The following is a 21,972-nucleotide window of genomic DNA, read 5'->3' as shown; positions in this document are numbered from 1 at the left end:
CGATAGGGCCAGTAAAGCTGCACAAGAACTCAAGAAGGTATGAAGATGTCCCAGGCAGCAAAAATCATCATCGCCGACACCCCCCTGCGCTGGCAGGACGTGGTCGCCGTGGCCCGCTTCGGCGCGGTGCTCGAACTCTCGGGCCAGGCTTGGGCGCGCATCGACAATGCCCAGGCCATTGTGCAGCGCATCGTCGCCAGCGGTGAGCGCGCCTACGGCGTGAACACCGGCCTGGGTGCGCTGTGCAATGTGCCGCTGGAGGGCGCGCAACTGAGCCAACTGTCGCGCAACACGCTGTTGAGCCACGCCTGTGGCGTCGGCCCGGTGCTCAGCGACGAACAGACCCGCGCGATCATCTGCGCGGCGATCATCAACTACAGCCACGGCAAATCCGGCCTGCATCCGCAGGTGGTGCATGCGCTGCTGGCGCTGCTCAACCACGGCATCACGCCGCAGGTGCCGTCCCAGGGTTCGGTGGGTTACCTGACCCATATGGCCCATGTCGGCGTGGCGTTGCTGGGGATTGGCGAGGTGAGCTACCGCGGCCGGATCGTCCCGGCGCAACAGGCCCTGAGCGCAGAAGGCTTGCAGCCGGTGGTGCTCGGTGCCAAGGACGGCCTGTGCCTGGTCAACGGCACGCCGTGCATGACCGGCCTGAGCTGCCTGGCCCTGGCCGACGCCCATCAACTGTTGCAATGGGCCGACGTGATCGGCGCCATGAGTTTCGAGGCCCTGCGCGGCCAGATCGATGCCTTCGACGCTGAAATCATCGCCCTCAAACCGCACCCCGGCATGCAGCAGGTCGGTATCAACCTGCGTGCGTTGCTCGACGGCAGTGAAGTGATCGCCAGCAGCCAGGGCATCCGCACCCAGGACGCGCTGAGCATCCGCTCGATCCCGCAGATCCACGGCGCGGCGCGCGACCAGGTGGAACACGCGACCCGCCAGATCGAGACCGAACTCAACAGCGCCACCGACAACCCGCTGCTGCTCGGCACGCCACACAGCTATCGCGTGGTGTCCCAGGCCAACCCGCACGGGCAGTCCGTGGCGCTGGCGGCGGATATGCTGGCGATTGCCATGGCCGAGATCGGCTCGGTCGCCGAACGTCGTCTGGACCGCCTGATCAACCCCCACGTCAGCGGCTTGCCGGCGTTTTTGGTGAGCGACCCGGGGGTCAACTCCGGGATGATGATCGTGCAGTACGTCGCCGCTTCCCTGTGCGCGCAGAACCGCCAGTTGGCGCAGCCGGCGGTGCTCGACAATTTCGTCACCTCGGGCCTGCAGGAAGATCACCTGAGCATGGGCACCAACGCCGCGCTCAAGCTGCACCAACTGTTGGCCAACGTTACCCAGATCCTCGCCATCGAGTACCTGCTGGCGGCCCAGGCCTTCGAGTTTCTCAAGGACCAGCGTTTCGGCGCGGGCACCGACCGCGCCTGGTGCTTGTTGCGTGAACAGGTCGCGCCTTACGCGCAAGACCGCTGGCTGGCGCCAGACATCGCGACCGCCGCCGCGTTGCTCAAGCACAGCGCTTTGCTGCAGCAGACTTTTCCCGAATTGCACTGAACAATAATTTCCAAGGAGCATGAATGTGACTGCGCTAACTCTGATTCCGGGCCAACTGAGCCTTGCCCAACTGCGGGCCATCTACCAGCAGCCGGTAACGATCAATCTGGATGACAGCGCCACTGCGCAGATCGACGCCAGTGTGGCCTGCGTGGAGCAGATTCTCGCGGAGAACCGCACCGCCTACGGCATCAACACCGGTTTCGGCCTGCTGGCCTCGACCCGCATCGCCAGCGAAGACCTGGAAAACCTCCAGCGTTCCCTGGTGCTGTCCCACGCCGCCGGCGTCGGTGAGCCGATCAGCGATGCGCTGGTGCGGCTGGTCATGGTGCTCAAGGTCAACAGCCTGAGCCGTGGGTTTTCCGGGATTCGCCGCCAGGTGATCGACGCGCTGATCGCGCTGATCAACGCCGAGGTGTACCCGCACATCCCGCTCAAAGGCTCGGTCGGTGCCTCCGGTGACTTGGCGCCCTTGGCCCATATGTCGCTGGTGCTGCTCGGCGAAGGCAAGGCGCGCTACCAAGGCGAATGGCTGGAGGCGACTGCTGCGCTGAAAATCGCCGGTCTCACCCCGCTGACCCTGGCCGCCAAGGAAGGCCTGGCGCTGCTCAACGGCACCCAGGTGTCCACGGCGTATGCGCTGCGGGGCTTGTTCGAGGGCGAGGATCTGTTCGCCGGTGCCCTCGCGTGCGGCAGCCTCACTGTGGAAGCGGTGCTGGGTTCGCGCTCGCCGTTCGATGCGCGCATTCACGCCGCGCGCGGCCAGCGTGGGCAGATCGATTCGGCGGCGGCTTACCGCGACCTGCTGGGCGAAAGCAGCCAGGTGTCGCAGTCGCACCAGAACTGCGACAAGGTGCAAGACCCTTATTCCCTGCGCTGCCAGCCACAAGTCATGGGCGCCTGCCTGACCCAGTTCCGCCAGGCCGCCGAGGTGCTGGTGATCGAGGCCAACGCGGTGTCGGATAACCCGCTGGTATTCGCCGCCGAAGGCGACGTGATCTCCGGCGGCAACTTCCACGCCGAACCGGTGGCCATGGCCGCCGACAACATGGCGCTGGCCATCGCTGAAATCGGCTCGCTGAGCGAGCGGCGTATTTCGTTGATGATGGACAAGCACATGTCGCAACTGCCGCCGTTCCTGGTGGGCAATGGCGGGGTGAACTCCGGTTTCATGATCGCCCAGGTGACCGCTGCGGCACTCGCCAGCGAAAACAAGGCACTCGCCCATCCCCACAGCGTCGACAGCCTGCCGACCTCGGCCAACCAGGAAGACCATGTGTCGATGGCTCCGGCTGCGGGCAAGCGCTTGTGGGAAATGGCTGAAAACGTTCGCGGCATCCTGGCCGTGGAATGGCTGGCGGCGTGCCAGGGCCTGGACCTGCGCGAAGGCTTGAAGACCTCACCGAAGCTGGAAAAAGCGCGCGCCACCCTGCGCGGCAAAGTGGCGTTCTACGACAAAGACCGCTTCTTCGCCCCGGACATCATCGCCGCCACTGAACTGCTCGCCAGCCGCTGCCTGAATGAACTGGTGCCGGCCAAGTTGCTGCCGAGCCTTTGAAAAACCCTCCGCCCCTGTAGGAGCGAGCTTGCTCGCGAAGAACCCCCAGGCGCCGCGAGCTATCAAGTAGCACGCGTTATCGTTGAGGTTTTTCGCGAGCAAGCTCGCTCCTACAGGCAACAGCGACCACCTTGGGAGGCATTGATGAAAGTCCTTTGGCAACACTGCCACATCGCAACCATGGCCCACGGCAATTACTCGATCATCGAGGATGCCGCCCTGGTCACTGCCGGTTCGCTGATCGAGTGGATCGGCCCGCGCAGCGAAGTGCCGGCTGCGGATTACGCCCAGGTGCATGACCTGCACGGCGCGTGGGTCACCCCCGGGCTGATCGACTGTCACACCCACACGGTGTTCGGCGGTAACCGCAGTGGTGAATTCGAGCAACGCCTTCAAGGCGTCAGCTACGCCGACATCGCCGCCCAGGGCGGCGGTATTGCCAGCACCGTGCGCGCCACCCGCGCCGCCAGCGAGGATGAACTGTTCGAAAGCGCCCACAAGCGCCTGCGCAGTTTGCTGCGCGACGGCGTGACCACGGTGGAGATCAAATCCGGCTACGGCCTCGACCTGGCCAGCGAGCGCAAGTTGCTGCGGGTGATTCGGCGCCTCGGCGACGCGCTGCCGGTCAGCGTGCGCGCCACCTGCCTGGCCGCCCATGCGTTGCCGCCGGAGTACAAGGACCGCGCCGACGCCTACATCGATCACATCTGCAGCGAAATGCTCCCGGCCCTGGCCGCGGAAGGGCTGGTGGACGCGGTGGATGCGTTTTGCGAATACCTGGCGTTCTCGCCGGCGCAGGTGGAGCGTGTGTTCAAGGTCGCGCGGCAACTCGGCCTGCCGGTGAAACTGCACGCCGAGCAACTGTCGTCGCTGCACGGTTCCAGCCTGGCGGCGCGTTACCAGGCGCTGTCGGCGGATCACCTGGAGTTCATGACCGAAGACGACGCCATCGCCATGGCCGCTGCCGGCACCGTCGCGGTGCTGCTGCCGGGCGCGTTCTACTTCCTGCGCGAAACCCAACTGCCGCCGATGGACGCCCTGCGCAAGCACGGCGTGAAGATCGCCATCGCCAGCGACCTCAACCCCGGTACTTCACCGGCCTTGTCGGTGCGCCTGATGCTGAACATGGCCTGCACCCTGTTTCGCATGACCCCGGAAGAAGCCCTGGCCGGCGCCACCCAACATGCCGCCACCGCGCTGGGCATGGGCGATACCCATGGCTCGCTGGAAGTGGGCAAGGTCGCCGACTTTGTCGCCTGGCAGATCGATCGTCCCGCCGACCTGGCCTACTGGCTGGGCGGCGAGCTTGAAAAACGCGTCGTGCGCCACGGCGTCGATGTCACTGTTTAAGGAGTCGCACTGTGGATAACGTTCTGAACTTCAAACAAGGCCGCGTGCCGCTGCTGATCAGCATGCCCCACGCCGGCCTGCGCCTGACGCCTGCCGTGCAGGCCGGGCTGATCCCCGAGGCGCAAAGCCTGCCGGACACCGATTGGCATATCCCCACGCTGTATGACTTTGCCGAAGAACTCGGCGCCAGCACCCTGGCGGCGGAGTACTCGCGGTTTGTCATCGACCTGAACCGGCCCTCCGACGACACGCCGCTGTACGCCGGCGCCACCACTGGTTTGTACCCGTCGATCCTGTTCGATGGTGTGCCATTGTTCCGCGAAGGCCTGGCGCCATCCAGGGAAGAGCGCGCCACCTACCTCGAGCAGATCTGGATGCCGTATCACCGCACCCTGCAAGACGAACTGGCGCGGCTCAAGGCCGAATTCGGCTACGCACTGTTGTTCGACGCACATTCGATCCGCTCGGTGATCCCGCACCTGTTCGACGGCAAACTGCCGGACTTCAACCTCGGCACCTTCAACAACGCCGCCTGCGACCCTGGGCTGGCCAGCCAACTGGAAGCCATCTGCGCCGCGCATCCGCAGTACACCCATGTGCTCAACGGACGCTTCAAGGGCGGGCATATCACCCGGCATTACGGCAACCCGGCGCAGAACATTCATGCCGTGCAGTTGGAGTTGTGCCAGAGCACGTACATGGAAGAGTTCGAGCCGTTCCGTTATCGCGAGGATCTGGCGGGGCCGACGCGGGGGGTGTTGAAGCAGTTGTTGGACGGTTTCCTGGTGTGGGGGCAGAAGCGTTACTGCTGAAGCAGGTGGTCAGTTGGGCATTCGCCCACGATCTCCTGCAACCGTCATTGAGATGACTAAGGTGCGAGTGGTCATCAAATATGCAGAGTTCAACAATATGCCTATGTATATTTTGACGGCGTTTCCAATCCTTTGAGGCAGTCAATGACTTACGGGTATCTAGAGAGCTTCATGTATGGTGAGGTGGCAGAGGGCGTAGGCGCATGGCTTGTCGACGCCGAATCAAACGTCGCGCCTACGGCGCTTTCGGATATTGTGAAGGGGTATGTTGATAACCGATCACGCTTCGCATCTTTTATGCTCAAAAGAGATATCGGACGCTACCTGAAAGCAAACCTCACCGCTACGGGCCTGAAAAACGCCGCTCCTTTTGACTATGAGCTTTGTTTTTCCGAGCAATATTTTGGCTGTAGTAATCAGCAGTTTTTGCAGCAGGTCTCTCAGTTACTTGATGTAAATCTCAAGCGCACTAAGTGGCGAAACGTAAAACGTTTTTTGAAATGGCGCTGAGATGCCATGTTGATGATCTTGCTGCTTCTAAGGTCAGACTTCGCCCGCTGCGCGAAGACGGCTTTTTATATGACACACACCTGCAAGCGGCGGGCGTGAACGCTGTGCCGTACCCTGCAAAGGCCTGATCCATCGGCTGCCTGCCTGCCTGCGGGCGCAGAGCGAGGTGGAGGAGGGCGACCGGCTCTACAACGGCCTATTGGCTTACCTGGGTAGCGAACTGCTGACACAGGTCTAAGTGCTCAAGGACATGCTCATTGCACAATTCGGGTTTATAGTGCCAGACGGCAGAATAAAAGACGTCCCCCCAGGGATGAACCCGACCCCCTACGGAGCGCGCAATGCAGACTTGGTACCCGCAGATCAAACCCTACGCCCGGCACGATCTGGCCGTCGATGACACCCACACCCTGTATGTCGATGAAAGTGGCTCCCCCGAAGGCTTGCCCGTCGTATTCATCCATGGTGGCCCTGGTTCCGGTTGCGACGCCAACAGCCGCTGCTATTTCGATCCGAACCTGTACCACATCGTCACCTTTGACCAGCGGGGCTGCGGGCGTTCCTCTCCCCGCGCCAGCCTGGAAAACAACACCACCTGGGACCTGGTCGCCGACCTCGAGCGCATTCGCGAGCACCTGGGCATCGACAAATGGGTGTTGTTCGGCGGCTCCTGGGGGTCGACCCTGGCGCTGGCCTACGCGCAAACCCATCCCGAGCGCGTGCATGGCCTGATCGTGCGTGGGATTTTCCTGGCCCGGCCCCAGGACATCCACTGGTTTTACCAGGAAGGCGCCAGCCGCCTGTTCCCGGATTACTGGCAGGATTACCTCGCACCGATCCCCCAGGACGAGCGCCACGACCTGCTCACCGCATACCACAAGCGCCTGACCGGCAACGACCAGATTGCCCAGATGCACGCCGCCAAGGCCTGGTCCACCTGGGAAGGGCGCATGTTGGGCCTGTGCCCGAACCCGCAGTTGATCGAGCGTTTCGCCGAGCCCCAGCGCGCGCTGTCGATTGCCCGCATCGAGTGCCACTACTTCACCAATAATTCCTTCCTGGAACCCGACCAACTGATTCGCGACATGCACAAGATCGCCCATCTGCCTGGCGTAATCATCCACGGCCGCTACGATATGATCTGTCCGCTGGATAACGCTTGGGAGCTGCATCAGGCCTGGCCGAACAGTGAACTGCAGGTGATCCGCGAGGCGGGCCATGCGGCGTCCGAGCCGGGCATCACCGATGCCTTGGTGCGCGCGACCGGCGAGATGGCGCGTCGTCTGCTGGACTTGCCGCCTGAAGAAGCATGAAGGGCCTGTTGCAACGGGTGCGCGGCGCCCGGGTCGAGGTCGCGGGCGAAATCGTGGGGGCGGTCGACCAGGGTTTGCTGGTGCTGGTGGCCGTCGAACCGGGGGATACTGTCGAGAGCGCCGACAAACTGCTGCACAAGCTGCTTAACTATCGGGTGTTCAGCGACGACGATGGCAAGATGAACTTGTCGCTCAAGGATATCGACGGCGGTTTGCTGCTGGTGTCGCAGTTCACCCTGGCGGCGGATACCAAAAGCGGGCTGCGGCCAAGTTTCTCTACCGCCGCGCCGCCGGCCCTGGGGGCGGCACTTTTTGCGCACTTGCTGTTACAAGCGCAACAATTGCATGACAAGGTGGCGTCAGGGCGTTTTGGTGCGGATATGCAGGTTCATTTGGTCAATGATGGCCCTGTGACCTTCCTCCTACAGACATGAATGTATTAAAAACGACGTTAATGCCTAAAAACGCAGGGTTTCGCTACAAATACTTCGTTGTCCCTGATGCGTTGTCTCGCGGGCTACTAGATAATCGCGCGCTACGGGGATCAGCGTTGATTGGTCCATTTTTGACTTAGGTAGAGACTTGTCCGACAGCCTCAGGGGAATCATTTTGCCCCAGGGGAGTCGGAACAATGCTCGCCAACCTGGCATATAGATAGCTGGCCGTTGGTTTTTTGATCTGTTTTCGGCGAGGGTTGCTCGTGATTGTTAGTCCCTGTAATGCACCAAAATTGTCTGCCAAACGGTTACGAAACGCACTGGTGACGGGCTCCGCCCTGTTTTGCCTGTTCGGCGCGGGTCAACTGTGGGCATTCAGTCTGGATGATGTGTCGGCCAAGGCAAAAGAGCTGGCCGGGCAGAAATACGAAGCTCCGCGCAGCAATCTGCCGAACGAATTCCGCGAAATGAAGTTCGCTGACTACCAGAAGATTCGTTTCCGCAACGAAAAAGCCGAGTGGGCCGATCAGAACACCCCGTTCAAGCTGTCCTTCTATCACCAGGGTATGCACTTCGATACACCGGTGAAGATCAACGAAGTCACCGCCGACAGCGTCCAGGAAATCAAATACGACCCGACGCGCTTCGATTTCGGCGACGTCAAATTTGATCCCAAGGCCACTGAGCAACTCGGTTATGCCGGTTTCCGCGTGCTGTTCCCGATCAACAAGGGCGACAAGCAAGACGAAATCATGACCATGCTCGGCGCCAGCTATTTCCGCGTCGTGGGCAAGGACCAAGTGTATGGCCTGTCCGCCCGTGGCATGGCGATCGATACCGCGCTGCCGTCCGGCGAAGAATTCCCGCGTTTTACCGAGTTCTGGATCGAGCGTCCGAAGCCGGGCGACAAGCATCTGGTGATCTTCGCCCTGCTGGATTCGCCGCGTGCCACCGGCGCCTATCGCCTGATCCTGCGCCCTGGCACCGACACCGTGGTCGACGTCAAGTCCCAGATGTTCCTGCGCGACAAGGTCAGCAAGCTGGGCGTTGCCCCGTTGACCTCGATGTTCCTGTTCGGCGCGAACCAGCCGTCCAAGGTCCTCAACTACCGTCGCGAGCTGCATGATTCCAGCGGCCTGTCGATCCATGCCGGCAATGGCGAGTGGATCTGGCGCCCGCTGAACAACCCTAAACACCTGTCGGTCAGCAACTTCACCGTGGAAAACCCACGTGGTTTCGGCCTGCTGCAACGCGGTCGCAACTTCAGCCACTACGAAGACCTGGACGACAACTACGACAAGCGCCCAAGCGCCTGGATCGAGCCTGAAGGCGACTGGGGCAAGGGTTCCGTCGACCTGGTAGAGATCCCGACCGCCGACGAAACCAACGACAACATCGTTGCCTTCTGGAGCCCGGAAAAACTGCCGGAAGTCGGCCAGCCGCTGGATGTTGCCTACCGCCTGCACTGGACCCTGGACGACGCCGCGTTCCATTCGCCGGACAGCGCCTGGGTCAAGCAGACCCTGCGTTCCACCGGCGACGTGAAACAGTCCAACCTGATCCGTCAGCCGGATGGCAGCGTCGCGTACCTGGTGGACTTCGAAGGCCCGGCCCTGAAGAAACTGCTGCCGGACGCCCCGGTGCGCAGCCAGGTGAGCGTGGGTGACAACGCCGAGCTGGTGGAAAACAGCGTGCGTTACAACGAGCACACCAAAGGCTGGCGCCTGACCCTGCGCATGAAGATCAAGGACCCAAGCAAGCCGACCGAAATGCGTGCGGCCCTGGTCCAGGACATCGTGCAGCCTGAGCCCGAGAAGGTCTCGACCCAAGTGCTCAAGGCTGACAAGGTTTTGGCCAAGCAGCACGAGAAACAAGCCAAGAAAGACGCCAAAGACAAGGAAGCCAAGCAGCCAGAAGCTGCCCCAGCCACACCGGAGCCGATCAAGACCGAGCAAGTCCTGACCGAAACCTGGAGCTATCAGTTGCCTGCCGATGAGTAATTCTCAAGTCCAGCCAGAGACTCTGTCCGAGTACCTGGCGCATCTGCCGATGACCGCAGAGCAGCGCGCCGAACTGGCGGGCTGCACATCCTTCAGCGAACTGCACGAACGTTTGTCGTCCAAGGCGTTCGATGCGCCGGTCGACGCCGCCCAGGCGTCGGTTGGCCGCCGGTTGACCCTCAGCACGGCCGAAGAGCTGGAGGACGCCGAAATGCTGGCGCTCGACGCCAGCGGCCGGGTGTGCCTCAAGGCGACGCCGCCGATCCGTCGGACCAAGGTGGTACCGGAGCCGTGGCGCACCAATATCCTGGTGCGCGGCTGGCGCCGGCTGACCGGCCGCACCAACCCACCGAAGCCGCCGAAAGACGAACGCGTGCTGCCGGCGGCGCGCTGGCGCACGGTCGGTTCGATCCGTCGCTACATCCTGCTGGTGCTGATGCTCGGCCAGACCATCGTGGCCGGCTGGTACATGAAAGGCATCATGCCGTACCAGGGCTGGTCGCTGGTCGACTTCGACGAGATCCGCAACCAGACCTTGCTGCAGACCGCGACCCAAGTGCTGCCATACGCCCTGCAAACCAGCATCCTGATCATGTTCGGGATCTTGTTCTGCTGGGTGTCGGCCGGTTTCTGGACCGCGTTGATGGGCTTCCTCGAGCTGCTGACCGGCCACGATAAGTACCGGATCTCCGGTAAAAGTGCCGGCCACGAGCCGATTCCGAAGAATGCGCGCACCGCGCTGGTGATGCCGATCTGCAACGAAGACGTGCCCCGCGTATTCGCTGGCCTGCGCGCGACGTTCGAGTCGGTCGCGGCGACCGGTGACCTGGACCGCTTCGACTTCTTCGTGCTCAGCGACAGTAACGACGCCGACATCTGCATCGCCGAACAGCAAGCCTGGCTCGACGTGTGCCGCGAAGCCGGTGGCTTCGGCAAGATCTTCTATCGCCGCCGTCGCCGTCGCGTCAAACGCAAGAGCGGCAACCTCGACGACTTCTGCCGTCGTTGGGGCGGTGACTACAAGTACATGGTCGTTCTCGACGCCGACAGCGTGATGAGCGGCGAATGCCTGACCAGCCTGGTGCGCCTGATGGAAGCCACGCCGGATGCCGGGATCATCCAGACCGCGCCACGGGCGTCGGGCATGGACACCCTGTATGCGCGCATGCAGCAGTTCGCCACCCGCGTGTACGGCCCGCTGTTTACTGCCGGCCTGCACTTCTGGCAGCTGGGTGAATCCCACTATTGGGGTCACAACGCAATCATCCGTATGAAGCCGTTTATCGAGCACTGCGCCCTCGCGCCGTTGCCGGGTAAAGGCGCGTTCGCCGGTGCGATCCTCTCCCACGACTTCGTCGAAGCCGCGCTGATGCGCCGTGCCGGCTGGGGCGTGTGGATTGCCTACGACCTGCCGGGCAGCTACGAAGAACTGCCGCCGAACCTGCTGGATGAACTCAAGCGCGACCGTCGCTGGTGCCACGGCAACCTGATGAACTTCCGCCTGTTCCTGGTCAAGGGCATGCACCCGGTCCACCGTGCGGTGTTCCTCACCGGCGTGATGTCCTACCTGTCGGCCCCGTTGTGGTTCTTCTTCCTGGTGCTGTCGACGGCGTTGCTGGCGGTGAACACCTTGATGGAGCCGCAGTACTTCATGGCACCGCGCCAGTTGTACCCGCTGTGGCCGCAATGGCATCCGGACAAGGCCGTGGCGCTGTTCTCCACTACTATCGTGCTGCTGTTCCTGCCCAAGTTGCTGAGCGTCATCCTGATCTGGGCCAAGGGCGCGAAAGAGTTCGGTGGCAAGTTCAAGGTGACAATGTCGATGCTGCTGGAGATGCTGTTCTCCATGCTGCTGGCGCCGGTGCGGATGATCTTCCACACCCGCTTCGTCCTCGCCGCGTTCCTCGGCTGGGCCGCGACCTGGAATTCGCCGCAGCGTGACGACGACTCCACCCCCTGGGGTGAAGCGGTCAAGCGCCACGGTCCGCAAACCTTGCTCGGCTTCCTCTGGGCGCTGCTGGTGGTGTGGTTGAACCCGAGCTTCCTGTGGTGGCTGGTCCCGATCGTCGGTTCGTTGATGCTGTCGATCCCGGTGTCGGTGATTTCCAGCCGGGTCAAGCTGGGCCTCAAGTCCCGTGACGAGAGCCTGTTCCTGATCCCTGAGGAATACAATCCGCCGCAGGCGCTGCTGTCGACCGAGAAGTACACCCACGAAAACCGCTGGCACGCCCTCAATGACGGGTTCGTGCGTTCGGTGGTCGACCCGCAGCAGAACGCCCTGGCTTGCGCCCTGGCGACCTCGCGTCACCGTGAGGCGGAGCCGATCGAGTACCTGCGTGGCGAGCGCGTGCGCTATGCGTTGAAAGTCGGCCCGGCCGGCCTCAACAACGCCGAACGCCTGGCCCTGCTCAGTGACCCGGTGGCCCTGGCCCGCCTGCACGAGCAGGTCTGGAGCGAAGGGCATGCCGAGTGGCTGGGCGCCTGGCGTCAGTCCTTCAAGTCCGACCCGCACGCGCCATTGCTGCCGTTGCAACCGTTGTCGTCCCAGGCTCAACCGGCCTGATTCAGACGCCCCCGAGGGTTCTCCTCGGGGGCGCTTGAAGCGCTGGTCCTACAGCGTTTCCCGTCTCTTCCTTTGTGCTCTAACTCCTTGTTATTTCGAAACAAAAGTCCCTGGTTCAAGGCGTATTGCCGTGCCTGTGTCTGAGTTAGCATCGCCCCCCGAAATTTGACTCGAGCACAGGGGGATTCATGATCAAAAGGTATTGTTCGGCATTGCTGATGGGCGCTGTCGCATTGATTCACGGTGCTCTGGTGCAGGCCGGCGCGCTGGACGACGCCGTTCGGCGTGGCGTGCTGAAGGTCGGCACCACGCCCACTTACGTGCCGTTCGAGATGACCGATAAACAGGGGCGTATCGTCGGTTTTGAAGTCGACTTGCTGCATGCGATGAGCCGCGCCCTGGGGGTCGAGCTTGAACTGGTGGCGGTGCCGTACACCGAGTTGCTGTCGGGGCTGATGGCGAGGAAGTTCGATCTGATCGGCAGCGGCATGACCGTCACGCAGGAGCGCAACCTCAAGCTGAATTTCAGCGACTCGTTTATCGTGGTCGGCCAAACGGTGTTGCTGCACCCGCGCCTGGCCGGCAAGGTCGCCAGCATTGAAGACCTGGACGAGGCCGGTTACCGCATCGCCACCACCGAAGGCACTACCGCGCAGGCGGCGGCGCAGCGGTTTCTGGGGGCGGCTCGGCTCAGCAGTTTCGCCACGCCGGAGGAAGGGGTGCGCCAGGTGGTGAGCGGGGTGGCCGATGCGTTTATTCATGATGCGCCTTACAACCTGATCGCCATGACCCGGCCGGAAAACCAGGCATTGCTGGCGCTGGAGCAACCCTTCACCTACGAGCCCCTGGCGTTCGGCCTGAAAAAAGGCGATTACGACAGCCTGAACTGGATCAACCATTTCCTCAACCAAGTGGCCCAGGACGGCACCTACGATCGGCTGTACGACAAGTGGTTCAAGGACACCGACTGGATGGCCGAGGTCGACTGAAAGTCATACCTACTTACACATCAATCAATTGCCCTCGCCCGACAATGAAGTGTCTACGTCTGCGCTTTGCCGCAGTGCTGTAGGGCTATTCCGACATACCTCGACAACTATTACCGGTGAAACCTTTGTGCCGGGCAGCGAGTGGGTTAGGATCGCACCCCGAAATGGTGCAGCCCTTTTTGCGCGCCGACTTCATAAGAATCGTTCAGGGGACTTGATGATGAAAAAGTATCTTTCGATGCTGCTGCTCGGCGTCACCGCGCTGGTCGCGGCCAATGTGGCTCAGGCCGGGGCCATCGATGATGCGGTCAAGCGCGGCACGCTGAAAGTCGGCATGGACCCGACCTACATGCCGTTCGAAATGACCGACAAGCGTGGTGAAATCATCGGCTTCGAAGTCGACCTCCTCAAGGCCATGGCCAAGTCCATGGGCGTCAAGCTGGAGTTGGTGTCCACCGGCTACGACGGCATCATCCCGGCCTTCCTCACCGGCAAGTTCGACATGATCGGCAGCGGCATGACCCTGACCCAGGAACGCAACCTGCGCCTGAACTTCAGCGAACCGTTCATCGTGGTTGGCCAGACCCTGCTGATCCGCAAGGACCTGGAAGGCACCATCAAGTCCTACAAAGACCTGAACGACGAGAAGTACCGCCTGACCTCCAAGCTCGGCACCACCGGCGAGATGGTCGCCAAGAAGCTGATCTCCAAGGCCAAGTACCACGGCTACGACAACGAACAGGAAGGCGTGCTGGACGTGGTCAACGGCAAGGCCGATGCCTTTGTGTATGACGCGCCGTACAACGTGGTCGCCGAGAAGAAAGTCGGTAATGGCAAGCTGGTGTTCCTCGAAGAACCCTTCACCTTTGAACCGCTGGCCTTCGGTCTGAAGAAAGGCGATTACGACAGCATCAACTTCATCAACAACTTCCTGCACCAGATCAAGAACGACGGCACCTACGATCGCATCCATGACAAGTGGTTCAAGAGCTCCGAGTGGCTCAAGGACATGGAATAACGCCGGCTCCTGTGGCTCCTGCTTTCTGTAGGAGCGAGCTTGCTCGCGAAGGCCGTCAACGATAACGCGGGCTTACTGAATAAACGCGGTGTCTTTGAGTTTTTCGCGAGCAAGCTCGCTCCTACAAAATGCCTTGACTGAATGGCATTAGGGCAAGCCCGCCCGCCACAAAGGCGGGGGCTTACCCGACCCTTTTGGATGTTGAGTAATGAAACAGAAAAAAGCCCAATGGCCCTGGCACCTGCTGACCGTGGTCGTGCTCGTCGGCCTGGCGGGCGCCTTGTACTACGCCACGTCGCTGATGTCCTACGAATGGCGCTGGAACCGCGTACCGCAATATTTCGCCTATCAGGCCGAAACATCGCAGCGCGCGGCGGATATCTCCACCGTTGTCGAGCTGGTGCGCAAAGGCGATGTGGCCGAAGTCACCCTGCGCAACGACGCGGGCACGGAGCAAAAGCTCAGCGTGGCCGACAACAGCCTGAAAGTGGCGCGCGGCGATGACGTGGCGGAAGGCGATGTAGTGGGCGTGACCCGGCAGTGGGCGCTGGGCCCGTTGATGTGGGGCTTGTGGACCACCTTGTGGCTGTCCTTCGTGTCCGGCGTGCTGGGCTTGGCGATTGGCCTGGCGACGGGCCTGTGCCGGCTGTCCAGCAACCCGACCTTGCGCGATCTGTCGACGATCTACGTCGAACTGGTGCGCGGCACGCCGCTGTTGGTGCAGATATTCATCTTCTATTTCTTTATCGGCACGGTGCTCAACCTGTCCCGGGAGTTTGCCGGGATCGCCGCGCTGTCGCTGTTCACCGGGGCCTATGTGGCGGAAATCGTCCGCGCCGGTGTGCAGTCGATCACCCGTGGCCAGAACGAAGCCGCGCGCTCGTTGGGCTTGAGTGCCAGCCAGTCGATGCGCCATGTGGTGCTGCCGCAGGCGTTCAAGCGCGTGCTGCCGCCCCTGGCCGGGCAGTTTATCAGCCTGGTGAAAGACACTTCGCTGGTGTCGGTGATCGCGATCACCGAGCTGCTCAAGAGCGGCCGCGAAGTCATCACCACTTCGTTTTCGCCGTTTGAAATCCTGTTCTGCGTGGCAGGCCTGTACCTGTTGATCAACCTGCCGCTGTCGAAAATGGCCAGCCGGCTTGAGCGGAGGCTCGCGCAAAGTGATTGAAGTCCGCGATCTGGTAAAAGTCTTCGACACCCGTGGCCATGTGGTGCGCGCGGTGGACCACGTCACCACCCAGGTCGCCAAGGGCGAAGTGCTGGTGGTGATCGGCCCGTCCGGCTCCGGCAAGTCGACCTTCCTGCGCTGCCTCAACGGCCTGGAAGAGTTCGATTCGGGGTCGGTGAGCATCGACGGCCTGCAACTGGCCGATCCGAAAACCGACGTGAACGCCTATCGCCGCGAAGTCGGCATGGTGTTCCAGCACTTCAACCTGTTCCCCCACATGACCGTGCTGGAGAACCTGTGCCTGGCGCAGAAAGTCGTGCGCAAGCGCGGCAAAAAAGAGCGTGAAGCCAAGGCCCTGGCGTTGCTGGAAAAGGTCGGCATCGCGCAAAAGGCCAACGAGTTTCCCTCGCGTCTGTCCGGTGGCCAGCAGCAGCGGGTGGCGATAGCTCGCGCGCTGGCGATGGCGCCCAAGGTGATGCTGTTCGACGAGCCCACCTCGGCCCTCGACCCGGAAATGGTCGGCGAAGTGCTCGACGTCATGAAAACCCTGGCCCTGGAAGGCATGACCATGGTCTGCGTCACTCACGAAATGGGCTTCGCCCGTGAAGTGGCGGACCGGGTGTTGTTCTTCGATCACGGCAAGCTGCTCGAAGACGCGTCCCCGGCCGAGTTCTTCGACGCACCGAAAGACCCGCGAGCCCAGGCCTTCCTGCGCCAGGTGCTGTGAGCCTCAGAGCCTGAACTTGCCGACCAGTGTCTGCAAATCCAGGCTCAACTGGCTTAACTGAGCGCTCGCCGCCGCCGTTTCTTCACTGGCGGTGGCGGTTTGCTCGGACACATCGCGCACCTTCAACACACTGCGATTGATCTCCTCGGCCACCGCGCTTTGTTCCTCGGCGGCGGCGGCAATCTGCGGGTTCATTTCCTGGATGACCGACACCGTGCGCGCAATGGCCGCCAGGGCGTCGCCGGCGTCGCGGGTCAGGCTGACGCTGTTGTCCGTGAGGCTGCGACTGCTGTCCATGATGTCCGCCACCTGCTGGGTGCCGGTATGCAGACGCAAGATCAGTCCTTCAATTTCCTCGGCCGATTCCTGCGTGCGCAGGGCCAGGCTGCGCACTTCATCGGCGACCACCGCGAAACCTTCCCCGGCACTGCCCGCGCGCGCCGCTTCGATGGCGGCGTTCAAGGCCAGCAGGTTGGTCTGCTGGGAGACTGACTTGATCACGTCGAGCACGCTGCCGATCTGTTGGCTCTCCTGCTGCAACGCCAGCATCGCCCGGCTGGACAGTGCCATTTCACTGGCCAGGTGGCCGATCTGCTCCACCGCCTGCGCAACCACTTTGTCGCCGAGGTGGGTCTGTTGGTCGGCTTCGCTCGCCGCGATCGACGCTTGCTCGGCATGCCGGGCGACCTCCTGGGCGGTGGCGAGCATTTCATTCATGGCCGTGGCCACCTGGTCGGTTTCGTCCTTTTGATTGTTGACCCCGGCGCGGGTTTGCTCGGTGACGGTGGATAGCTGCGTAGCCGCGCTGGCGATTTGCCGGGCGCTGTCGCCGATGCCGCTGATCAGGCCACGCAGGTTGCGGATCATCTGCGCCATGCTCTGCTGCAACTGGCCCAGTTCATCGCGGCGCTCCACGGCGGGGTTTTCGCTTAAGTCGCCCGCGGCAATGCGGTTGGCGACGGCCAAGGCCTCGCGCAACGGCACGGCGATTTGCCGGGCGATCCACCAGGCCGCCAAGGCCCCCAGCAGCAGGGCGGCAAGGGTGACGCTGATCAGCAGGGTTCGGGTGTGCTGCGCTTCCCGGTCGCGTTTGAACGCCTGGCCCTGGCTGACCAGATCGCTTTGCGCCAGCAACTGATTGAGTTGTTGTTCAAAGCGGTTTTGCACGGTCTCGGTGTCGAGTTGTGCCTGCTTGAGCGTGGTCAGCAGCGCACGGTATTGCGCGAGGTCGGTTTTGAGCAGGGTGGCGTCCACGGGCAGGTTGGTGACGGCGACTTGAGCGACGTCCAGGGCGTCGAGGGCCTTGCCCACCGCTTCGGCATAGGCCTGCAACGACTCGGCGGCCCAGGCGGGGCTGCGCGCGCGATCTTCGGCCTGTTCCATGGCCTGGCGCAGATCTTCGATGGCGTCGAGCGCCTGCTGGTCTTGCTGGTCAGGCAGTTCGCTGGACAGTTGCGCGAGGGTGTCGCTGGCTTGCAGGGCGGCTTTTTGCAGCGGCGGCCGGGCGTTTTCCCGCTGTTCGATCAACGGCGGCAATTCCACCAGCACCGCTTTGAAGGCGGCTACCAGGCGTTCGGCTTCCTCGAGACGCTGCAGGTCGGTCGGGTCTTTCATGTGTTTTGACAGGTAGTCGAGGTGCTGGTCGATTTTTTCGCTCTGCCGCGTCATTTTGCCCAGGCTGGCCGTGTCGGTGAGCGTTCGGTACACGATGCGGTCGGCGCGCATGGCCTCCGCGTCGGCGGCCAGTTGGCCCAGCACCGTCAGGTTGCTGGAGCGGAACAGTGCGGCATTCAAGGCCTGCCAGCCTGTCATGGCGATGATGAAACTGAGGACCAGCACCTGGCCAAAACCCAGGGCGAGTTTGAGTCGGACGCTGGCGTTGACCAGCAAGCGGGTCAGCCGAGGAAACATGATGAACCTCCAAATCTGAAAAAGCGCTGCGCAACAAGGCAAACGCTAAAACGATTTGGGGTGAGGGCGGGCTGATAAGCGTGTAGGAAATTTCACAAGATGCTGAAGTGCGGCGACCCGGATGGGTCGCCGCCCAGCCCGGTCAGATGCGGAAACGTCCGACCAGGGTTTGCAGGTAGATGCCCAGGCGCGCCAGTTCGGCGCTGGAAGCGGCGGTCTCTTCACTGGCCGAGGACGTCTGTTCCGACACATCGCGCACGTTCAGCACGCTGCGGTTGATCTCTTCGGCCACGGCGCTTTGTTGCTCGGCGGCGGTGGCGATCTGCGAGTTCATCGCCTGGATCGTCGATACGGTACGGGTGATGTTCGCCAGGGCGCTGCCGGCGCGGCGCGTCAATTCGACGCTGCTGTCGGTCAGCCCACGGCTGTTGTCCATGATGGTCGCCACTTGCTGGGTGCCCGTTTGCAAGCCGACGATCAGCTCTTCGATCTCTTCCGTGGATTTTTGCGTGCGCTGGGCCAGGCTGCGCACTTCATCGGCCACCACCGCGAAGCCGCGCCCGGCTTCACCGGCACGCGCTGCTTCAATCGCGGCGTTCAGCGCCAGCAGGTTGGTTTGTTGGGCCACCGACTTGATCACGTCGAGCACGCTGCCGATCTTGTCGCTTTCGCGCTTGAGATGGCCCATGGCCTCGGTGGAGTTGCCGACTTCGGTGGCCAGGCGTTCGATCTGGGCGATGGCTTCACCGACCACCTTGTCGCCTTCGCGGGCCTGCTGGTCCGCTGCAACTGCGGCTTCGGACGCTTCCTCGGCGTTGCGCGCAACTTCCTGCACGGTCGCGGCCATTTCATTCATGGCCGTGGCGACTTGGTCGGTCTCGATTTTCTGATTGTTGACCCCGGCGCTGGTCTGCTCGGTGACCGACGACAATTGCTCGGCGGCGCTGGCGATCTGGGTGACGCCGTCGCTGATGCCGCCGATCAATTCGCGCAGGCCTACGGTCATGCTTTGCATGGCGCGTTGCAGTTGGCCCAGTTCGTCCTGGCGAGTGGACGTCAGGTCGTGGCTCAGGTCGCCCGAGGCAACGCGCTCGGCCACCTTGAGGGTCTGATTCAGCGGGATGACGATCTGGCGCGTGATCGCCCAGGCGGCCACCAGGCCAAAGATCAATGCCAGCACGGTGGCCAGCAGGAGCAGGTACTTGGCCTGGGCGGCATCGGTGTCGCGCACCGCGGTCTGGGAAATTGTCAGTTTATCGCTGCGGTTCAGCAGGACATCGCCTTGCGCGCTCATGGTTTTGAGTGCGACGGCGGTGGCCACCTGGGAGTCGCGGAACTGGCTGACGGCGGCGCGATAGGCTTGCAGCGAGACACTGGCCTGCTGCAGGTTGGCCTGGTATTGCTCCTGCAATGAACCTTGCAGTTCAGTGATCTTCTTCAGCGCGTTGTCGATGGCGTCGAGCGCGGGTTGCTCAGCCTCGACCTTGCCGCTGTAGGTGTAACCGCGGACCTGGAAGCGCGCTTGCTGGATCAGCTTGCTCAGGTCGACCACGCTATTGAACTGGGTGACGCTGTCGCTTTGCAGCAGGGATTTCTCGACTTCAGTCACCTTGAGCACCGCATTGTCGGCGGTATTGCCCAGCTTGCTGCGCGCATCTTCGCGGCTGGCGCCGGCTTGCGCCATATCGCTGAATGCGCGCTTGTATTGCTCCACGGCGGCCAATTGCTCATCGATCAGGGCGATGTCGGCAGGTTGTTCGATCAGCGTGCGGGCGGTCTTCATGCCGCTGTCCAGGCGGTTCAGCAGCTCGCTGACGGCCGCCGTGCCTTGTTCGCCACGGCGCATTTCATAGTCCAGGCGGGCGATACGCAGGTCTTTGGTCAAGACATTGAGGCTGGAGATATACCCCAGTTTGTCGCCGCGGCTGGCCACATCGCCCAGGCCGGTCCAGCCGGTGAAGGTGATCAACAAGGTGAGGAGCAACACCAGGCCAAAGCCTACGCCCAGTTTGTGGTTGACGCTGACATTCCCCAGCTTTTCGGCTAACCAACGATGCATGCTGCGAACTCCCGTGGAACAAGGCTTGGACTTATTCGACGGTTATCGGCAGCGCAGCAAGAATCTGTAGGAATTGGTTGGCTAGAATAGCCGGGCGAGCAGGGCGGTGACGGCGGTTTCCACGCGCAGGATGCGCGCGCCCAGTTGCACCGGTTGCAAGCCGGCCTTGCTCAGCAGGTCGACCTCGTAGGGTATCCAGCCGCCTTCCGGGCCGATGGCCAGGGTTACCGGCTCGTCCAGACCGCGCGGGCACGGCGGGTAATCGCCGGGATGGCCGATCAGGCCGAGGGTGCCTGCGGTCATGGCGGGCAGGCGGTCTTCGACGAAGGGCTTGAAGCGTTTTTCGATGACGATTTCCGGTAGCCCTGTGTCGCGCGCCTGTTCCAGGCCGAGGATCAATTGCTCGCGAATCGCCTCGGGCTCCAGGAAGGGGGTTTGCCAGAAGCTCTTTTCCACGCGGTAGCTGTTGACCAGCACGACCTTCGGCACGCCCATGGCGGCGACGGTCTGCAGCACCCGGCGCAGCATTTTCGGGCGTGGCAGGGCCAGCAGCAGGGTCAGCGGCAGTTTGGCCGGCGGCGGCAGGTCGAAGGCCACTTGCAGCTCGGCTTCGTGGGCTTCCAGGCGCAGCACTTGGGCATTGCCCATCAGCCCGCCGATACGCCCGACCCGCAGGTTGTCGCCCGCCGTCGCGCGGTGGACGTCCTGCATATGCACCAGGCGCCGGTCACGCAGGACCACCCGGTCGGCCGCGATAAAGTCGGCCTCTTCAAGCAGCAACAGGTTCACGGCTGGGTCGCTGGCGGCTGGTCGTTGTCGTCGGCGGCTTGGTCGTCGGGGTGTTCGCCACGCTTGGTGATCAGGCTGCTGAACAGGATGCCGATCTCGAACAGCATCCACATCGGCACGGCCAGCAGGGTCTGGGAGAAGATGTCCGGCGGGGTCAGGATCATGCCGACCACGAAGCAGCCGATGACCACGTAGGGACGGATCTTCTTCAGGTACTGCACGTTGACCACGCCGATCCACACCAGCAACACCACGGCCACCGGAATTTCGAAGGCCACGCCGAAGGCGAAGAACAGCGTCATCACGAAGTCGAGGTAGCTGGTGATGTCGGTCATCATCTCTACGCCGGCCGGGGTGGCGGCGGCGAAGAACTTGAAGATCAGCGGGAACACCAGGAAGTAAGCGAACGCCATGCCGGTGTAGAACAGCAGGATGCTCGATACCAGCAACGGCACCGCGATGCGCTTCTCATGCTTGTACAGGCCGGGGGCGATGAAGCCCCAGATCTGGTGCAGGATCACCGGGATCGCCAGGAACAGCGAGACCATCATCGTCAGCTTCAACGGCGTCAGGAACGGCGACGACACGTCGGTGGCGATCATCGTCGCGCCGGCCGGCAGGTAATGGCGCAGTGGCGTGGAGACGAAGGTGTAGATCTGCTGGGTAAAGGCGAACAGCCCGGCAAAGATCACGAAGATCGCCGCCACGCAACGCAGCAGGCGGGTACGCAGCTCGGTGAGGTGCGAGACCAGTGGCATGTGCTGGTCGTTTTCCGGTTTATCAGCGCTCATGGGGCTCGCGGCGGCAATGTAGGGTCATGGGGAGCGGGCGGCGCGGTTGGCGTCGGCGCTGGCTCGGTTGGAGCGGTCGGGGTAGCGGGCGCTGCTTCAACAACGGGCGTGGGCGCAATGCTGTGTTCGGCCACCGGTGTCACCGGCTTGGCCTGCTCCTGCACCGGCGTCAGAATATTGCGCGCCTCCTGCTCCAACGACAGGATGTGTTCGTTGTGCAGTTGGCGGCGGATTTCGTCGGCGCCGATTTCCCGTTCAACTTCCTGTTTGATGGCGTTGAAACTGCGTTTCAGACGCCCGATCCACAAACCGGCCGTGCGCGCGGCGCCGGGCAGGCGTTCCGGCCCGAGTACCAGCAAGGCCACGAGGCCGACGAGCAGCAGTTCAGAGAAGCTGATACCAAACATT

Annotated in this window: 18 protein-coding genes and 2 pseudogenes; 14 read left to right on the top strand and 6 right to left on the bottom strand. The window is 62.5% G+C overall.

Annotation, left to right across the window (positions count from 1 at the left end):
• The first annotated feature begins 45 nt into the window (after positions 1–45).
• The 14 genes and pseudogenes from INT12_RS06015 (at position 46) to INT12_RS05950 (ending at position 16,014) form a co-directional block, all read left to right on the top strand.
• Positions 46–1,569 (top strand): HAL/PAL/TAL family ammonia-lyase, encoded by a 1,524-nt coding sequence (locus INT12_RS06015; protein WP_193039626.1) that lies wholly within the window; start codon positions 46–48, stop codon positions 1,567–1,569.
• A gap of 19 nt (positions 1,570–1,588) precedes the next feature.
• Positions 1,589–3,127, top strand: coding sequence for a histidine ammonia-lyase (gene hutH / locus INT12_RS06010; RefSeq protein ID WP_017849903.1), 1,539 nt, complete (start codon positions 1,589–1,591; stop codon positions 3,125–3,127).
• Between the two features lie 144 nt (positions 3,128–3,271).
• Complete coding sequence (hutI, locus tag INT12_RS06005) at positions 3,272–4,477, top strand: imidazolonepropionase (RefSeq protein WP_126585342.1); 1,206 nt, start codon at positions 3,272–3,274, stop codon at positions 4,475–4,477.
• Positions 4,478–4,488: 11 nt separating this feature from the next.
• Positions 4,489–5,289 (top strand): N-formylglutamate deformylase, encoded by an 801-nt coding sequence (gene hutG / locus INT12_RS06000; RefSeq protein ID WP_046490859.1) that lies wholly within the window; start codon positions 4,489–4,491, stop codon positions 5,287–5,289.
• 52 nt (positions 5,290–5,341) lie between these two features.
• Complete coding sequence (locus INT12_RS05995) at positions 5,342–5,425, top strand: hypothetical protein (RefSeq protein ID WP_226926018.1); 84 nt, start codon at positions 5,342–5,344, stop codon at positions 5,423–5,425.
• A 35-nt stretch (positions 5,426–5,460) separates the two neighbouring features.
• Positions 5,461–5,799: a hypothetical protein gene (locus INT12_RS05990; RefSeq protein WP_128192080.1), complete on the top strand. Its 339-nt coding sequence runs from the start codon at positions 5,461–5,463 to the stop codon at positions 5,797–5,799.
• Positions 5,800–6,140: 341 nt separating this feature from the next.
• Positions 6,141–7,112, top strand: a complete 972-nt coding sequence (pip, locus tag INT12_RS05985) for a prolyl aminopeptidase (RefSeq protein ID WP_046384986.1) — start codon at positions 6,141–6,143, stop codon at positions 7,110–7,112.
• The gene (gene dtd, locus INT12_RS05980; protein WP_046490853.1) at positions 7,109–7,546 is read left to right on the top strand and encodes a D-aminoacyl-tRNA deacylase; all 438 of its coding nucleotides are present in this window, start codon (positions 7,109–7,111) and stop codon (positions 7,544–7,546) included. The genes pip and dtd overlap by 4 nt, the downstream gene beginning before the upstream one ends.
• 323 nt (positions 7,547–7,869) lie before the next feature.
• On the top strand, positions 7,870–9,549 hold the full coding sequence (locus INT12_RS05975) for a glucan biosynthesis protein G (protein ID WP_186357264.1): 1,680 nt from the start codon (positions 7,870–7,872) through the stop codon (positions 9,547–9,549).
• Positions 9,542–12,150 (top strand): annotated as a pseudogene (mdoH, locus tag INT12_RS05970) (glucans biosynthesis glucosyltransferase MdoH). The gene INT12_RS05975 and the pseudogene mdoH overlap by 8 nt, the downstream one beginning before the upstream one ends.
• A gap of 150 nt (positions 12,151–12,300) precedes the next feature.
• A complete protein-coding gene (locus INT12_RS05965; RefSeq protein WP_046384983.1) occupies positions 12,301–13,101 on the top strand; it encodes a transporter substrate-binding domain-containing protein in 801 nt (266 codons plus the stop codon).
• 220 nt (positions 13,102–13,321) lie between these two features.
• Complete coding sequence (locus INT12_RS05960) at positions 13,322–14,119, top strand: transporter substrate-binding domain-containing protein (RefSeq protein WP_017849894.1); 798 nt, start codon at positions 13,322–13,324, stop codon at positions 14,117–14,119.
• Positions 14,120–14,327: 208 nt separating this feature from the next.
• Positions 14,328–15,287: an amino acid ABC transporter permease gene (locus INT12_RS05955; RefSeq protein ID WP_017849893.1), complete on the top strand. Its 960-nt coding sequence runs from the start codon at positions 14,328–14,330 to the stop codon at positions 15,285–15,287.
• A complete protein-coding gene (locus tag INT12_RS05950) occupies positions 15,280–16,014 on the top strand; it encodes an amino acid ABC transporter ATP-binding protein (RefSeq protein WP_193039628.1) in 735 nt (244 codons plus the stop codon). The genes INT12_RS05955 and INT12_RS05950 overlap by 8 nt, the downstream gene beginning before the upstream one ends.
• Positions 16,015–16,017: 3 nt before the next feature.
• On the opposite strand, the gene INT12_RS05945 is transcribed toward INT12_RS05950, so the two are convergent.
• The 6 genes and pseudogenes from INT12_RS05945 to tatB form a co-directional block, all read right to left on the bottom strand.
• Positions 16,018–17,925, bottom strand: a complete 1,908-nt coding sequence (locus tag INT12_RS05945) for a methyl-accepting chemotaxis protein (protein WP_193058787.1) — start codon at positions 17,923–17,925, stop codon at positions 16,018–16,020.
• A 142-nt stretch (positions 17,926–18,067) separates the two neighbouring features.
• Complete coding sequence (locus INT12_RS31875; protein WP_370737573.1) at positions 18,068–18,781, bottom strand: methyl-accepting chemotaxis protein; 714 nt, start codon at positions 18,779–18,781, stop codon at positions 18,068–18,070.
• Between the two features lie 144 nt (positions 18,782–18,925).
• Positions 18,926–19,984: pseudogene (locus tag INT12_RS31870) on the bottom strand (methyl-accepting chemotaxis protein); the annotation flags it as partial.
• A gap of 81 nt (positions 19,985–20,065) precedes the next feature.
• Positions 20,066–20,773 carry a 16S rRNA (uracil(1498)-N(3))-methyltransferase gene (locus INT12_RS05935; RefSeq protein ID WP_193058786.1) on the bottom strand — a complete coding sequence of 236 codons (708 nt, stop codon included), beginning with the start codon at positions 20,771–20,773 and terminating at the stop codon, positions 20,066–20,068.
• Complete coding sequence (gene tatC / locus INT12_RS05930; RefSeq protein ID WP_017849888.1) at positions 20,770–21,564, bottom strand: twin-arginine translocase subunit TatC; 795 nt, start codon at positions 21,562–21,564, stop codon at positions 20,770–20,772. Before tatC ends, INT12_RS05935 begins: the two co-directional genes overlap by 4 nt.
• A complete protein-coding gene (gene tatB, locus INT12_RS05925; RefSeq protein ID WP_017849887.1) occupies positions 21,561–21,971 on the bottom strand; it encodes a Sec-independent protein translocase protein TatB in 411 nt (136 codons plus the stop codon). Before tatB ends, tatC begins: the two co-directional genes overlap by 4 nt.
• Position 21,972: the final 1 nt, after the last annotated feature.

It is taken from the genome of Pseudomonas sp. K8, assembly GCF_014889455.1.
Classification (GTDB): Bacteria; Pseudomonadota; Gammaproteobacteria; order Pseudomonadales; family Pseudomonadaceae; genus Aquipseudomonas; species Aquipseudomonas veronii.
Note: the sequence above shows the minus strand (reverse complement) of the source record. Positions and strands in the feature narration are given on the sequence as shown.